At 34.9% G+C, this 16,809-nt stretch carries 7 protein-coding genes and 2 pseudogenes; all 9 read left to right on the top strand.

Annotated elements, in window-relative coordinates; translation table 11 throughout:
* Positions 1 to 816 precede the first annotated feature (816 nt).
* The 9 genes and pseudogenes from K6959_RS19015 to K6959_RS19055 all read left to right on the top strand — a co-directional run bounded on the left by K6959_RS19015 (position 817) and on the right by K6959_RS19055 (position 16,630).
* Complete coding sequence (locus tag K6959_RS19015) at positions 817 to 4,923, top strand: amino acid adenylation domain-containing protein (RefSeq protein WP_262421931.1); 4,107 nt, start codon at positions 817 to 819, stop codon at positions 4,921 to 4,923.
* A 49-nt stretch (positions 4,924 to 4,972) separates the two neighbouring features.
* Positions 4,973 to 9,414, top strand: a pseudogene (locus K6959_RS19020) (amino acid adenylation domain-containing protein).
* Between the two features lie 89 nt (positions 9,415 to 9,503).
* Positions 9,504 to 10,565, top strand: a complete 1,062-nt coding sequence (locus K6959_RS19025) for a condensation domain-containing protein (RefSeq protein ID WP_262421932.1) — start codon at positions 9,504 to 9,506, stop codon at positions 10,563 to 10,565.
* A complete protein-coding gene (locus tag K6959_RS19030) occupies positions 10,510 to 11,052 on the top strand; it encodes an AMP-binding protein (RefSeq protein WP_262421933.1) in 543 nt (180 codons plus the stop codon). Before K6959_RS19025 ends, K6959_RS19030 begins: the two co-directional genes overlap by 56 nt.
* A gap of 4 nt (positions 11,053 to 11,056) precedes the next feature.
* Positions 11,057 to 13,429, top strand: coding sequence for a condensation domain-containing protein (locus tag K6959_RS19035; protein WP_262421934.1), 2,373 nt, complete (start codon positions 11,057 to 11,059; stop codon positions 13,427 to 13,429).
* Positions 13,430 to 13,535: 106 nt separating this feature from the next.
* Positions 13,536 to 14,771, top strand: a pseudogene (locus K6959_RS19040) (condensation domain-containing protein); the annotation flags it as partial.
* A gap of 150 nt (positions 14,772 to 14,921) precedes the next feature.
* The gene (locus K6959_RS19045; RefSeq protein ID WP_262421976.1) at positions 14,922 to 15,824 is read left to right on the top strand and encodes an AMP-binding protein; all 903 of its coding nucleotides are present in this window, start codon (positions 14,922 to 14,924) and stop codon (positions 15,822 to 15,824) included.
* Positions 15,825 to 15,901: 77 nt separating this feature from the next.
* Positions 15,902 to 16,120 (top strand): hypothetical protein, encoded by a 219-nt coding sequence (locus K6959_RS19050; protein ID WP_394373027.1) that lies wholly within the window; start codon positions 15,902 to 15,904, stop codon positions 16,118 to 16,120.
* Between the two features lie 15 nt (positions 16,121 to 16,135).
* Positions 16,136 to 16,630 (top strand): phosphopantetheine-binding protein, encoded by a 495-nt coding sequence (locus K6959_RS19055; RefSeq protein ID WP_262421935.1) that lies wholly within the window; start codon positions 16,136 to 16,138, stop codon positions 16,628 to 16,630.
* Positions 16,631 to 16,809: the final 179 nt, after the last annotated feature.

The following is a 16,809-nucleotide window of genomic DNA, read 5'->3' on the forward strand; positions in this document are numbered from 1 at the left end:
TTTTCATAAAAATTCATATAGTATTGAGAATAATATATTATAATCCTTTTAAAGAGTGTCGATTTAAAAACAGTATCGCGAAATTATAAAGTATTTGTACTATTTATTATGTAGATTTTAAACACTCAAATGTTTCTACTACTATGTTTTTGTACTTCATTTTTTGGCGGCTTACTAAGAAGTTATCCTAATATCATCTGCACTTAAGGCAATTAGATTTATTAGTATTTGTTATTTTGAATTCATTATCAAAAATCGCTAATGAGGGATCTGTATCTTTTCCAAGCTAGACATGATGGATTCAATTCTTTTTCAGTCTCCTTTACTTGTTTTGAGTTTGAATCATTTCAATTGGTGTACTAATGAGATGTTATTCGAATCTTCGAATTGCTTTATTTGTACGAGATTCTAAAACGACTTTGTGCATATTAAGGTCTATTATCGTTTTTTCCTAAAGGAAACGAGCGAGATCTTCCGCAGCACTTGTACTATTTCATCCAAGCTCAACTTTTCCACATTATCAAAATAAATGAAGCCGCCTTTTAGAGAGATTTTCCATTTTCTTTTATCACTCATTGATCTGTTGATTTAAATGTGTCAATTGTCCCATCTTTTTGTTGGCAAACTGTGCTTTATAGCATTGTATGTGAAAGGAAACGATGACATAGAGATCATCAAACTTTAAAGGAATGAAATAATTTATTTTTAGGGTATGTTAAAAATGTATTCTTGCAATGATAATATTTTTTAAAGGAAAATGAGGGATTTTATCTCCATTTAAAGGTGCTAAACATAACATAAGAGGAGGAATTGTGTATGTTTATGAAACACCCAGATAAAATGAAAGAAAATAATATCAGCCATGTTGAAAGAGTGACAATAGAAGAGAAAGAACTTATATTAAATAGTTTCAATGATACAAAGACCGACTATCCAAAAGAAAAAACGATACATCAGTTATTCGAGCAGCAAGCAGAAAAAACGCCTGATCATACAGCAGTCGTATTTAACGATCAGAAATTGACTTATAAAGAGTTAAATGAAAGATCCAATCAATTGGCAAGACTGTTAAAGAAGAAAGGAATCAACACTAATACTATTGTAGGAATCATGGTTGAAAGATCTCTTGAAATGATCATTGGTCTAATAGGCATTCTAAAATCTGGTGCAGCGTATTTGCCTATTGATCCTGATACTCCGAAGGCTAGAATTGATTTTATGCTTCGGGATAGTGACGTTAAAGCTCTATTGACGCAAGAAAAATTTATTGTGGAAATGGAATATGATGTTGAAATAATCAACTTGGATGGCGAGGATTACAAAGGATTCGGCATAGACAATTTAATTAACATCAATAATTCTAGCGATACTGCTTATATTGTTTATACATCTGGTTCGACGGGGATACCAAAGGGGGTTATTATTTCTCATTATAATGCAATAAGAGTTATTCGCAATACTAATTATATAGAAATTTACAATGATGACACCATTCTTCAGCTTTCAAATTATGTTTTTGATGGATCAGTTTTTGATATATACGGTGCATTATTAAATGGTGCAAAATTAGTCATGGTAGAAAAGGATACAGTCATTAATATAAATAAGCTTGGAAATTTAATACGGAAAGAAAAAATAAATGTAATGTTTATCACAACGGCTCTATTTAATATTCTTGTGGATATGGAGATAAACTGTTTGGCGAATATTAGAAAAATACTTTTCGGAGGGGAGCGAGTTTCAGTTCCTCATGCTAAAAAAGCATTAGAGTATATGGGGAAAGACAAAATGATTCATGTATACGGCCCAACAGAAAGTACTGTATTCGCTACATATTACTTTATAAATGAAATAGATGAGGAAGATGATACTATACCTATCGGCAAACCTCTAGCAAATACTTCTGTATATATAGTAGATGATAATAATAATTTATTGCCTTTTGGCGAAGCTGGAGAACTTTGTATTTCTGGAGATGGATTAAGTAAAGGCTATTTAAATAATGACCAGTTAACATCAGAAAAATTTGTTTCAAATCCATTTATACCAGGAGAAAGATTGTATCATACAGGCGATTTGGCTAGGTGGTTACCTGATGGAAATATTGAGTTTTTAGGAAGAATAGATCATCAAGTGAAGATTCGTGGATTTAGAATTGAACTTGGCGAAATTGAGAGTCAGTTGCAAAAGCATGAAGCTGTAAAAGAAACTGTAGCTGTAGCTAGAGAAGATAAGAAAAATAGTAAATATATTTGTGCATATATCACTTTAGAAAAAGAAGTTACAGTTGAAGAATTAAGAGAATTTTTAGGAGAAAAGCTTCCAGAATATATGGTTCCCGCCTATTTTGTAAAATTGGACAAACTGCCATTAACGCAAAATGGAAAGGTAGATAAAAGGTCATTACCGGAACCAGATGGAAGTGTGAATACCGAAGTTGAGTATGAAGCACCAAGAAATAAATTTGAAGAACAGCTTGTTATCATGTGGCAGCAAATATTGAATATAAGTAAAGTTGGAATTAATGATAGTTTTTCAGTACTTGGCGGTAATTCCCTAAATGCGATTGAGCTTCTATCTCATATGAATGAGGAAATGGGTGTTGATTTACCATTAAAAGAATTATTTAGGTTATCCACGATAAAGAAAATAAGTAAGTATATTGAAACAAATAAAAGAGAGATTATCAAAGAGAATTACTTTACAAAAACAACAGATTTAGCAAATTTACATGAACCGTTTCCGCTTACAGGAATACAATTGGCTTACTTAATAGGAAGGGATGCAACATTCGAAATTGGCGGAGCAGCTACAAATTTGACTGTAGAATTCGAAATAAATGTTGATATGAATAGGTTTAATCATGCATTACAAAAGCTAATAGACAGACATCCTATTCTTAGAACGATCGTATTCGAAAATGGTACGCAAAGAATACTTGAGGGAGAGGTCTTTTACTCTGTAGATCCGGTCGATTTAAGGGATTCGAACGAAGAAGAAATAGAAGCGAGTATATTATTACAAAGGGAAAAAATGATAACAAAAATTATTGACCCGAGTAAATGGCCGTTATTTGAGATAAAAGCCTTTCTTTTACCTAATCAAAGAAAATATTTTTGTTTAAATATTGATCCGTTAATTTGTGATGATAGTAGTTTGAAAATATTAATTAAGGAATTTAAATTATTTTATGATCATCCTCATCTCGATTTACCTGAGTTACAGTATAACTTCAGGGATTATGTGTTAGCACTCAACGAATTTAGAAATTCTCATCGATATAAAAAAGATGAAAAGTATTGGATGAATAAGTTGGATGATTTTCCGAGTGCACCTGCATTGCCATTAAAATGCAACCCTGTAGAAGTTATAAAGCCAACCTTCAATAAATACTCGGAATTTTTAGATACGTATAAATGGAATAAATTAAAGGAAAAGGCAAGAAAGAGAAATTTAACTCCTACCTCTGTTCTCTGTGCTGCGTATGCTTATGTCTTAGCATACTGGAGTAATCAAAGTCATTTTGCTGTAAATTTAACCGTATTTAATAGGATACCGTTTCACGAAGATGTAAAAAAAATCATTGGAGATTTTACAACATTAATGTTACTCGATATTAATACGAAAGACGGTATGGAATCATTTTGGGACTTTGTTACGAAGGTTCAAGATACATTGTTAGAAGCTCTTGAACATAGGCATTTTGATGGTGTAGATTTCATAAGGACTATTGGGAAAAAACATCGAATGGATAAACAAGCTATAATGCCTATAGTTTTCACAAGTGTATTAAGTGAAAGTTCCGATGATTCTTATGACAATTTAGTAAACTTTGATAAAATTAAATTTTTTAGTACAAGAACATCTCAAGTTTATATAGATAATCAAGTATACGAATTAAATGGCGGTTTATATATTACATGGGATTATGTTGAACAATTGTTTGAAGATAAAGTTATTCAATCAATGTTTGAACAATACTTAAATATCCTAAATGAAATGATTTTAAATGACGAAGTATCAAATATTCAGCTTAGCAAAGATGATATAAAAATCATTACAAATTATAATGATACTAACAAAAACTTTAAAAAAAGCACCTTACATGAATTATTTATAAATAAAGTGAAGCTTGTACCTGATAAAGCGGCTGTTATTCATCATGATAAATCAATAACTTATAAAGAGTTAGATAAAAGATCAAATCAAATTGCAAGATATTTAATAGAAAAGGGAGTTAGAAAAGGCGATTATATAGGTGTTATTAGAAAGAGATGTATAGATACGGTTATAAATTTGTTTGCTGTTTTAAAATGTGGTGCAGCATATATACCGCTTGATCCCGACTATCCTGAAGAAAGAAAAGAATATATTAAAAAGAAAAGTAATTGTAAGTTCTTTATAACACCTACTATTTATCGAGACGAAAATATCAAAAAATATTCTAATGAAGAGATAAATATACAAGTAAATGAGACAGATATGGCATATGCTATCTTCACTTCTGGCAGCACCGGTGAGCCAAAAGGTGTCGAAATAACCCACGGAGCTGCAGTAAATACAATTTTAGATATTAACGAAAAATTTCATGTAACAAAAAATGATAGGATTATGGGAATTTCCTCTTTATGCTTTGATTTGTCTGTTTATGATGTTTTTGGTGCACTAGGAAGTGGAGCAACTCTTGTCATTATAGATGACCAGAGGGATGTATATCAATTAAAGAAGGTTGTAGAAGAAAAAAGAATTACAATATGGAATTCCGTTCCAGCTATTATGGGATTGACAGTAGATGTTTATAATGAAAATGAACAAAATAATAACTTAAGACTTGTATTATTAAGTGGAGATTGGATTCCGTTAGATCTTCCAGAGAAAATAAAGAAAACTTTTCATCATGCAGAGGTTGTGAGCTTTAGGTGAGCAAGCAACTGAAGGATCAATATGGTCTATATATTATCCTATAAAAAAAGTGTTGGCTGATTGGAAAAGTATACCTTATGGAAAACCGTTAGCAAACCAGAAAATTTATGTATTAAATCAAAATAGACAATTATGCCCTGTAGGAGTAGAGGGAGAGTTATATATCGGTGGATTGGGAGTAGCGAGTGGATATATTAATGATAAAGAAAAAACAGACGCTTCATTTATATTACATGATGAATTTGGTTATATCTATAAAACTGGTGATTATGGGGTATTAAAAGAGGAAGGGTATGTTGAGTTTTTAGGAAGAAAAGACAGCCAGGTGAAGATAAGAGGATATAGAGTAGAATTAGGAGAAATTGAAAACTCTTTAATAAAACATAATGATGTGAAAAAAACAGTAGTAATTGATTATCGAAGCGATAACGGAATTAAAAATTTATATGCTTTTGTAGTTTCAGATAAAGAAATAAATCCAAACGAGTTAAAACATTTTTTACAGAATAAATTACCGAATTATATGATTCCGTTAAAGTTTTTAAAAATAGATAAAATACCATTAACTGTAAATGGAAAAATAGATAAACGTATTTTAGAAGAATTTCTAAAACATCAGGCAATAGATGAAGTTGCATCAACTAAATTGGAAGAAGCAGAAAATGAAACACAATCAAGACTAGTGAGTATTTGGAAAGATGTGTTTCAGCTAGAGGAAATCGGTATAGATATTAATTTTTATGAATTAGGCGGAGATTCATTAAAAGCGATTGCGCTAGTAACTGAGATTAAAAAGAGAATGAATTTAGAGGTGTCGTTAGGAGAAATATTTAAACATAACACAATAAAGGCAATGGATCATTATTTAAAAAACAGTCAAGATGACGGTAGGAAAAATTCAATAAATAAAGCATTGAAACAGGATTATTATGCTACATCTCCTTCACAAAAGAGAATGTATATGCTTTCTATGATGGAGAATGATAGGGGAGCATATCATATTCCGATGGCACTATTTGTTGAAGGCAAAATCGAAATTAATAAACTTGAAAATGCATTTAGAAAATTTATAAAAAGACATGAGGCGTTAAGAACCGGATTTGAGGTAATAAACAACGAGCTAGTTCAGAAAATTTATGAAAACGTTGATTTTAATATGGAATACGAGTGCCTAGATACAACCGCAACAGATCATGAGGTGTTACTGAATTTAACTAGTCAGCAGTGTAAGCAATCAACAAGGCCCTTTGATTTGAATAAGCCTCCTCTCATGAGAGCTAAGCTAATTAAAATTGAAGAGAATAAGCATATATTAGTAGTAAATTTCCACCATATTATTGCGGATGGAGTATCTCAAGGAATATTAATGAATGAGCTATTAGATTTATATAACAATCATGACTTGCCTGAGGTAAATATACAGTACAAGGACTATGTGGAATGGAATAATACGTATAATCATTCGAATGCGATGAAAAAACAAGAACAATATTGGCTGGATATATACAATCATATACCGCCTAAATTGGAGTTGCCATATGATTACAAAAGAGAGAATATTGATACCTTTGAAGGGGGCAATGTATATTATCACATTGGCAAGGAGTTATCTGAAAAGGTAAGAGCTATTGCTAAGGATACGGGATCAACTTTATATATGCTCATGCTAAGTGCCTACTATATCTTACTTCATAAATATACTGGTAAAACCGATATCGTTATTGGGACAGTAGCATCTGGAAGAATGCATCAAGATTTACAAGATGTTTTTGGTGTATTCGTAAACACAATTGCTTTAAGAAATGATATAGATGCTTCAAGAAGTTTTAAAGAGTTTTTGGAACAAATAAAAGAAAATACAATTACAGCATTTGAAAACTCTGAATATCCATTTGATGAATTAATCCGAAAAATAGACTACGAAAGAGTTTCTAATAGAAATCCTTTATTTGATACTATGTTCGTATTAGAAGATGCTAAGTTATTCACTAGTAAGAAAGATCATTTAAAGCTTAGCCCAATAATCTTTGAATTGGATAATGCGAAATTTGATATAACTTTTAATATTTTAGACTACGAAGATGAGATTGTTTTAAACATTGAATACAGAACTAAATTATTTAATAAAGATACGGTTTTAAGGATGACAGAAAACTATATCAATATTTTAAGCGAAATATCAAGAAACCTTGAAGTGAGATTAAATCGAATAGATGTGATCTCACATCAGGAAAAAAATTATTTATTACATGAGCTTAATAATACAAATATTGATTTTTCCAAAAATCAACTAATACATCAGCTGTTTGAAGAACAAGTAGAACGGACACCAGAAAATATGGCAGTTGTTTTTGAAGATAAAAAGCTCACATATAAAGAGCTCAATGAAAAATCTAATCAATTGGCGCGAGTGTTAAGGGAGAATGGCGTTAGCTCTGACAAGGTTGTTGGAATCATGGTGGAGCGTTCAGTTGAAATGATTGTTGGAATTATGGCTATTTTAAAAGCTGGCGGCGCTTATTTACCAATTGATCCTGCATATCCTCAAGAGAGGATTAAATATATACTTCACAATAGCCAGACAGAGATTTTATTAACCCAAGATAAGTTAATTGAAAAAGCTCATTTTATTGACATTGAAGATATTACCATTATTGATGTTGATAATAAAAATTTATCTGATTATGAAACAGACAATTTATCTATTAATAACAGCAGTATGGATTTAGCTTATGTCATCTATACATCTGGCTCTACTGGAAGACCAAAAGGAGTGATGATTGAGCATCATTCTTTAGTGAATTTATGCAACTGGCATAATTCATACAATGAGATTTGTGAAACTGACAAAAGTGCAAGCTATGCAAGTATCAGCTTTGATGCATTTGTATGGGAAATATTCCCCTATCTAGTTGCTGGGGTTGAAATTCATGTAATAAGTGATGACTTAAAAATGGATATCCCCAAACTAAACGAATATTTTAATGAGAATGATATTTCAATTTGCTTTTTACCAACACAAGTATGTGAACAATTTTTAATGCATAACAATAAATCTTTGAGGAGATTATTAACGGGTGGAGATAAGCTAAACTATTTTAACGATAAAAATTATCAGATTGTTAATAACTATGGACCTACTGAAAATACAGTAGTTACTACAAGCTTCATTGTCGATAAGCCTTATCAAAATATCCCTATAGGAAAACCAATTTTTAATACAAACGTTTTTATTTTAAATGAAGCAAACAGTCTTTGCCCATTAGGAGTCGCAGGCGAACTCTGTGTAAGTGGAGAAGGTTTGGCGCGCGGCTATTTAAATAGACCAGAACTAACCGCGGAGAAATTTGTCTCAAACCCATTTGTCCCAGGAGAAAGAATGTATCGGACAGGGGATCTTGCGAGAATGCTACCTGATGGAAATATTGAGTTTCTAGGCAGAATCGACCACCAAGTGAAAATACGTGGTTATAGAATTGAACTTGGTGAAATTGAGAATCAACTTCTAAAACATGAAGCAGTGAAAGAAGCTGTCGTGATCGCAAGAGAAGACAAAGACCACCAACCATACCTTTGTGCCTATTTCACTTCTAAAAAATCGAAGGATGCATCAATGACCAAAGAGATAAGAAAGCTTTTGGAACAAGTGCTTCCGGAGTATATGGTTCCTGCGTTTTTTGTTCAGCTGGATAAGCTACCGCTTACCGCAAATGGGAAAATAGACCGCAAGGCCTTACCAAAGCCTGACGGAAGTGAAATCGTTGGGACGACGGAGTATGAGGCGCCAAGAAATGAAGTGGAAGAAAAGCTTGTCTCGATTTGGCAAGACATTTTAGGTGTAGAAAAGATTGGGATCAACCACCACTTCTTTGAAATGGGAGGACATTCTTTAAAAGCGACGACGATGGTGTCTAGAATCCATAAAGAACTTATGGTTGAGCTTCCGTTACGGCAAGTTTTTCAAACGCCTACTATTAAAGGCATTGGAGAATTCATTCGTTCGACAAAAGAAAGTAAATTTTCAGCGATCAAAAAAGCGGAAGAAAAAGATTATTATCCACTTTCATCTGCGCAAAGAAGGCTCTATATTTTAAACAAGATCGAAGGTCATGGAGTTTCTTATAATGTTCCTTTCGCGATGAAAATAACAGGTGATTTTGATCTACACCGATTGGAAAAAGCATTTTGTCAACTAATCGAAAGACATGAGGCGTTAAGAACTTCCTTTTTAATGGTAGATGGCGAGCCAGTTCAACGAATTGAAAAAGAAATAGACTTTAAGGTGAGCTATCGAGAAGCAGATGCCGCTCATCATGTAGACGAGATGATAAACGAGTTTATTCGGCCATTTGATTTAGAAAAAAAGCGCCCCTGTTACGAGTTGAAATGATCAAAACGAAGAAAGATGAGCACATCATGGTGCTCGATATGCATCATATCATTTCAGACGGCGTATCAATGGGAATCTTTACACGAGAATTGGCTGGCTGAGTTATATGAGGGGAAAGAATTATCACCATTAAACCTTCAGTACAAAGATTACTCTGCATGGCAAAGAGAGTTGTCCCACAAAAGAAGAAATGAAGAGACAAGAAGCTTATTGGCTTAATCTCTTTAAAGATGAAGTACCTATGTTGAATATGCCGACAGACTATAAAAGACCGCCAATCCAAAGTACAGAAGGTGACCTTGTCCAGTTTGAAATCGACAGTGATCTAAGTGCTAATCTAAAGAAGATGGCAAAAGAACATGGTGTCACACTATATATGCTTCTTTTAGCTGGATATACTGCACTGCTTTCAAAATATACCGGTCAAGAGGATATCGTCGTAGGCTCCCCGATTGCGGGAAGACCTCATGATGACTTGAAAGATGTGATCGGAATGTTTGTCAATACCCTTGCGATGAGAAATTATCCAAAAGGGGACAAGTCATTTTGTGATTACTTAACAGAAGTCAAAGAGACTGCCTTAAAAGCTTATGAAAATCAAGATTATCCTTTTGATGAACTAGTTGAAAAGCTGGATCTAACAAGAGATATGAGTAGAAGTGCGTTGTTTGATACGATGTTTGTCATGCAAAACTTTGATCATGATGAATTTGAGATGAAAGACTTAACCTTTGCGCCGTACGAAATGGAAGCACATGTCTCTAAATTTGATTTGACCCTCACCGCTATTGAAGAAGATCAAAAAATCAAATGTGTATTGAATTACGGCACTAAACTATTTAAGAAAGAGACGATGGAAAGACTAGCGAAACATTTGATCCATATTTTCCAAGCAATCATCGATCAGCCTGAGCGAAGTCTTCACGACATTTCAATGCTTTCGGAAGAAGAAACCGAAAGGTTGTTATATGAGTTTAATGATACAAAAGCTTATTATCCGAAGGATAAAACGATCTCTCAATTATTTGAAGAACAGGTGAAGCGAACGCCTCATCATGTGGCTATCAAGTTTGAAGACAAGAAGCTGACATATCTAGAACTCAATGAACAAGCCAACCAATTGGCAAGACTGCTTCAAGACAAAGGGGCAAAACAGGGGGACAACAGTAGGAATAATGGTGGAAGTATCCCTCGAGATGATCATTGGAATGATGGCCGTATTAAAAACGGGAGCTGCCTATTTGCCAATTGACCCTGAACAATTGCACAAACGAACGAACGCCATTCTAAAAGACAGTGGTGCCAGCTTATTGATCGTAAAAGGGAATTTAAAGGAAACTCTCTGCTTTAATGGAGAAGTGATCCGTGTGGAAGACAGCTCTATCAAAGAAAGGGACACATCCAATTTAGCGGTGGATTACGTCTCCGATCAACATGCTTATCTTATTTACACATCGGGATCGACCGGCACACCAAAAGGTGTCTTTATTCGACACTGTCATGTTGTGAACTATATGACATGGTTTACAACAGAAGCGAAGCTTCAAACAAAGGATAAGACGATGTTAATGTCTTCCTATGCTTTTGACTTAGGGTACACAAGTCTTTATTCAGCGCTTTTAAATGGGTGTGAGCTTCATCTTGTCAAAAAAAACGTCTATTCTAATGCCTACAAGGCATTAAAGTATATAAAAGAACAGCGAATCACTTATTTGAAACTGACACCTCTCTCTCTTTAACGTGATGATCAATGACCCAAGCTTCTCAGTTGATCGGAGCTGTGAAACCTTGCGGTTGGTCGTACTGGGCGGCGAGAAAATGAACCCAACAGACGTTGAAACGTTTTATCAATATTATCCGAACCATGTAGTGATGAACCACTATGGACCTACAGAAGCGACAATCGGTTCGGTCTATCAGGTGATTGATTCTCATCATCTCGCTTCCTTCAACGAATGCCCAGTAATAGGCAGACCGATTCAAAATATGAGGGCATACGTAGTGGACAAGCAAATGAATCTCGTTCCAGAAGGTGTGTACGGAGAATTGTGCCTAGCAGGGGAAGGAATAGCCAGCGGCTATTTAAACCGGGCGAACTTGACAGAAAAAAAGTTTGTTCAAAATCCGTTTGAACCGCATGAAAAAATGTATCGAACAGGAGATCTTGTTCGAAGACTATCGGATGGCCGAATCGAGTTTGCGGGCCGAATCGACAGCCAAGTAAAAATAAGAGGATATCGAATCGAACTGGAAGAAATCAAAAATCAGCTCGTTAAACATGAACAAATCCAAGAAGCATTTGTCATCGACCGGGAAGGGAAGAATGGCAGTAAGCACTTGTGTGCATATATTACATCCCGGAAGGAACTGTCGTTTGACGAATTAAGAGCGTATCTAACAGAAGAAGTACCAGATTACATGATTCCGTCTTATTTCGTTCGGATGGAACAGATCCCGTTGACGCCAAATGGAAAGGTAGACCGAAAGGCCTTGCCGGAGCCAGATGTGAGTACAGGAGTAGACTATGTAGAGCCAAGAAATCAAGTAGAAGAAAAACTCGCGCAAGTATGGGAGGACATATTAGAAGTCGAGCCAATCGGGATTACTCATAACTTCTTTTCTTTGCCTCTGGGGGGAGACTCGATCAAAGCTTTACAAATTATCTCCCAATTATCAAGAGAAGGCATCGCTTTAGAGATGAAAGATTTATTTACTTACCCAGAGATTAGGCTTTTAAGTAGCTATGTCAAAACAGAAACAATCAACCAACCATCGTATGACATCGAAACAGGAGAAGTTTTCCTTACTCCAATTCAAAAGGCGTATTTTATAGGAGGGAAAGAAGACTTAAACCATTATAATCATGCCATCATGTTGTACCGAAAAGACGGATTCTGTGCGGAGATGGTTCAGGAAGTTCTTGAAGAAATGATGAAGCATCATGATGCCTTAAGAATGATCTATCAAGAAGAGAAGGATGAGGTGCTTCCATATAATCGAGGAGTAGAAGAAAATCAGTTTGGCTTTTATGTGTATGATCTTTCGAAAGAGGACGATCTTGATGAGAAAGTTCATGAACTTGCGACTAGATTACAAAAAAAGCTCGATATAACAGAAGGTCCTCTTATGAATGCGGCTCTGTTTCAAACGGATAAAGGCGATCACCTGTTGCTTATCATCCATCACCTCGTAGTAGATGGAATCTCTTGGAGAATTATATTAGAAGATTTAGCACTCGGATATAGTCAATTAGTGAAAGGTGAAAAAATAACGTTTTATCCAAAAACGACTTCTTATAAAGAATATGCTTCTCAGCTCCATGAGTACGCTAAAAGTGAAAAGCTGCTTAAAGAAAAGAGCTATTGGTTGGATGTATTAAAGGAAAAAGTAGATTTTCTAGAAACGAAAGAGACTGTCGAATCATTTAAATACGAAGATAGTCAGACCTTTAGTACAGTTCTTGAAAAAGAAGAAACAAGACAGCTGTTAAGGGAAACAAACAAAGCATATCATACCGAGATCAACGATCTCTTAATTACGGCTCTTTTAATGGCCGCATGCCGTGTAACAGGTGAAAATCGAATGAGATTTAGCATGGAAGGTCACGGAAGAGAACAGATCATCGCAGGAATAGATATGAGTCGAACAGTCGGATGGTTTACGACTAAATATCCTGTATTCATTGACTTAGGAAATGAACATGATCTGTCAATGGTCATTAAAATGGTCAAGGAATCTTTAAGAAGAATTCCTCATAAAGGGATCGGCTACGGGATATTAAAGTATTTGACTGAAGACAAAGACTTATGGAATGGAGAACAGCCGCCTATCTTATTTAATTATTTAGGTCAAATGGATAAAGAACTCAATAACACCGTCTTTTCTTCTTCATGGCTCCCGACAGGAGAATCGATTGGCGGCAAACGCACAAGAGAAAATGCCATGGAAATAAATGCGGTTGTCTTAGGCGGACGATTAATGATCGATACGACCTATAATACAACAGTCTATAGCGAAGACGTTGTCAAGGAATTTATGGAGGTATACAAAGAATCCCTTCACACCGTGATTGATCATTGTGTCTCTAAAGAAAGGGCTGAAAAAACGCCAGTTTGATTATGGAGATAAGGAATTAAGCCTCCAACAGTTAGAAAGTATTCAAACAAAATATAACGATTTTGAAATAGAGAAAATCTATCCATTGGCAAATATGCAGCAGGGGATGTTATTCCATGCATTAGAAGATCAACAATCAGGCGCATACTTTGAACAAATGGTCATCGACGTGAAAGGATCGATAAATGCAGATTTATTTGAAGAAAGTTTAAATGACATCATGAAGCGACATGAAATTCTTCGGACAGCCATTGAATATGAAATAACAGAAAAACCAAGGAATGTCATTCTAAAAGATCGCAAGATCGGATTTAAATACCGTGATATTCGCCGCCAAAAGGTTGAACAACAACAGGAAAGCATAAAAGAATATATGAAACAAGACCGAGAAAGAGGGTTTGATTTTACTCAAGACCCGTTAATCCGATTGGAGCTCATTCAAACCGGTGAAGAGGCTTATACAATCATTTGGAGTAATCATCACATCTTATTTGATGGATGATGGGGCCGCGGCATTATTTTAGGAGAGTTGTTCCATATTTATGGAAACAAACGGGCAGGGCGAGAACAGCTTTTAGCAGAGCCAAAACCGTATAGTGACTATATTAAGTGGTTGGAAGAACAAACAAAAGAAGACGGAATTCATTATTGGAAGCACTATTTAGAAGGTTATCAAAAACAAGCTAAAATTCCATCATTCAAAAGGGATCGAAGTCCAAGCGGTGATCATTACAAAGAGAAGGTTCTTGCGCTTTCAAACGAATTGACGACGAAAATGACCGCTTTGGCCAATCGAAACCATGTCACATTAAATACCCTCTTACAAAGTGCGTGGGGGATTCTTTTAGCTAAGTACAACGAGACAGACGACGTCGTATTTGGTTCTGTAGTTTCTGGAAGAGACGCCAAAGTCGCCGGAATTGAAAAGATGGTGGGGCTGTTTATCAATGCAATCCCAACGAGAATAAAGATGGAAGCTCACGAAAGCTTGAAAGATCTTTTCAAGAGGGTTCAAGAACAAGCAATAGAAAGTCAAGCATATAGTTACATGAATTTATCAGATGTTCAGTCCCTTAGTGAACTAAAACGGGATTTACTTGATCATGTGATGATCTTTGAAAATTATGCCTTTGATGAACGCAAGCAAGAAGAAAGTGACATTGGCTTTATGTTCAAGGACATAAAGGGGAATGAACAAACTAATTATGGCTTTACAATCGTGGCCATTCCTGGGGAACAGCTCATTTTAAAGCTGGCTTATGATGAAAATCTCTATCCAGAAACAATCATCGAGAACATGACAAATCATTTAACAAATGTGATTGAGCAGCTTGTACAGGATGAGGATCAGAAAGTAAGTCAAATCGAACTCCTTTCAGAGGAAGAAAAACATCTCCTATTAAATGAGTTCAATAACACTAAAGCCGATTATCCGAAGGATAAAACCATTTATGAGCTATTCGAGGAACAAGTTGACCGCACGCCAGACAATGTGGCTGTCGTCTTTGAAGACAAGCAGCTTACGTATCGAGAGCTGAACGAAAAATCAAATCAAGTAGCGAGACTGCTTCAGGAAAAAGGGGTTCAGCCAGACACAATCGTAGGTATTATGATCGAACGTTCTTTAGAAATGATCATAGGAATGATGGGGATTCTAAAGTCCGGGGCAGCGTATTTACCGATAGACCTTGAATATCCAGAAGAGCGAATCAAGTACATGGTTGAAGATAGCGGCACAAAGCTTGTATTAACGCAGGCTCACTTATTTGAAAAACTCGATTTTGCCGGCAATGAGCGTGTAAGTAAAATCGCGATAGATGACGAAACGATAAACAATCAAAAGCGAACAAATTTAGAGCGAGACAGTAATAGAGATCATTTAGCTTATGTTATTTATACGTCAGGTTCTACCGGTTCTCCAAAGGGAGTACTAATTGAACATCATTCTTTAGTGAATTTATGCCATTGGTATGTAGAATTCCATGAAATAAAAGAAAGTGATCGCATAACAAATTATTTGAAAATCTCATTCGATGCTTCAATAGGTGAAATTTTCCCATGTTTAATCACAGGAGCTACCTTATATGTTTTAAATCCAAACATCAGACTTGAGATGGACAAATTAAATGACTATATGAATCACAACGGCATAACAGTAGCTACTTTACCATGTAAAGTAAGTGAACAGTTTATTTTACAGGAAAACGATTCTTTAAGAATGCTCATAGTTGGCGGTGAAAAATTAAAAGTAAATCAAGATACCCGCTATCAGATTGTAAATGCTTATGGACCGACAGAAAATACGGTAGCGACAACAAGCTTTTTAGTAGATAGAAAGAGTCATCATATTCCAATCGGAAAAAACCACTTTATAACACTAACATTTATATTGTAAATAAAAATAGTCACATTTGCCCGATTGGAGTCATTGGAGAATTATGTGTCTCCGGAGAAGGGTTAGCGAGAGGATATTTGAACAATCCAACATTAACTGCGGAGAAATTCGTAGAAAATCCTTTTGTCAGCGGCGAAAAGATGTATCGTACAGGTGACCTTGCAAGATGGATGCCAGATGGAAATATTGAGTTTCTAGGCAGAGTCGACCACCAAGTGAAAATACGCGGTTATCGAATAGAGCTTGGTGAAATCGAAAGTCAATTATTGAAGCATGAGGATAAAAAGAGGCGGTAGTAATAGCTAGAGAAGATGAGGAAAATCATGCATACCTATGCGGCTATATCGTTTCCCGAAAAACAATTGCCTTCAACCAAAATAAGAGAATTTTTGGAGAAAGAGCTTCCGCATTATATGATTCCAGCCTATTTTGTTCAGCTGGATAGATTGCCACTTACGTCAAACGATAAAGTGGACAGGAAGGCATTGCCAGAACCGGATAGAAATAATCAATCAGGAATAAAGTATGAAGCACCGAGAAATTTTATAGAAGAGAATATTGTTTCAATTTGGGAAGAGGTTCTAGGGATAAAACCTATCGGGATTTCTAATAATTTCTTTGAAATGGGAGGAAATTCACTTAAATTAATGAGCGTTGTTTCGTCTATAAACAAAATTTTTAATACAGATATAAGTATTCATGATTTTTTTGAAAATCCAAATATCAAAAAATTAGCTCACTTCATTTTATCAACGGAATCGAATCAAAATAGTAATTGTGATGATTATATTGAAGAAGAAGTGTAGTAGTTTAAAATAATAGACTCATTTCTTTTAAGTAAAAGGTATTAAACATATGTTCATAGGGGATTTCTGTACAATCTATCCTTTTGTCTAAGTGGATATTAGCGATAGATTGTACAGCTATCCAGATTTAATGTTTTAACATTTATAAATTTATACAAGATTTCAAATGTGGTTATTTG

Origin of the sequence: Bacillus aquiflavi (assembly GCF_019915265.1) — a bacterium.
Taxonomy (GTDB): Bacteria; Bacillota; Bacilli; order Bacillales; family Cytobacillaceae; genus Bacillus_BT; species Bacillus_BT aquiflavi.

Bases quoted from the DNA above. Each gene is read 5' to 3' on its own strand.
- K6959_RS19055 (WP_262421935.1), top strand. From the start codon at position 16,136: ATGAGGAAAATCATGCATACCTATGCGGCTATATCGTTTCCCGAAAAA.
- K6959_RS19015 (WP_262421931.1), top strand. From the start codon at position 817: ATGTTTATGAAACACCCAGATAAAATGAAAGAAAATAATATCAGCCAT.
- K6959_RS19030 (WP_262421933.1), top strand. From the start codon at position 10,510: ATGATCATTGGAATGATGGCCGTATTAAAAACGGGAGCTGCCTATTTG.
- K6959_RS19035 (WP_262421934.1), top strand. From the start codon at position 11,057: ATGATCAATGACCCAAGCTTCTCAGTTGATCGGAGCTGTGAAACCTTG.
- K6959_RS19025 (WP_262421932.1), top strand. From the start codon at position 9,504: ATGAAGAGACAAGAAGCTTATTGGCTTAATCTCTTTAAAGATGAAGTA.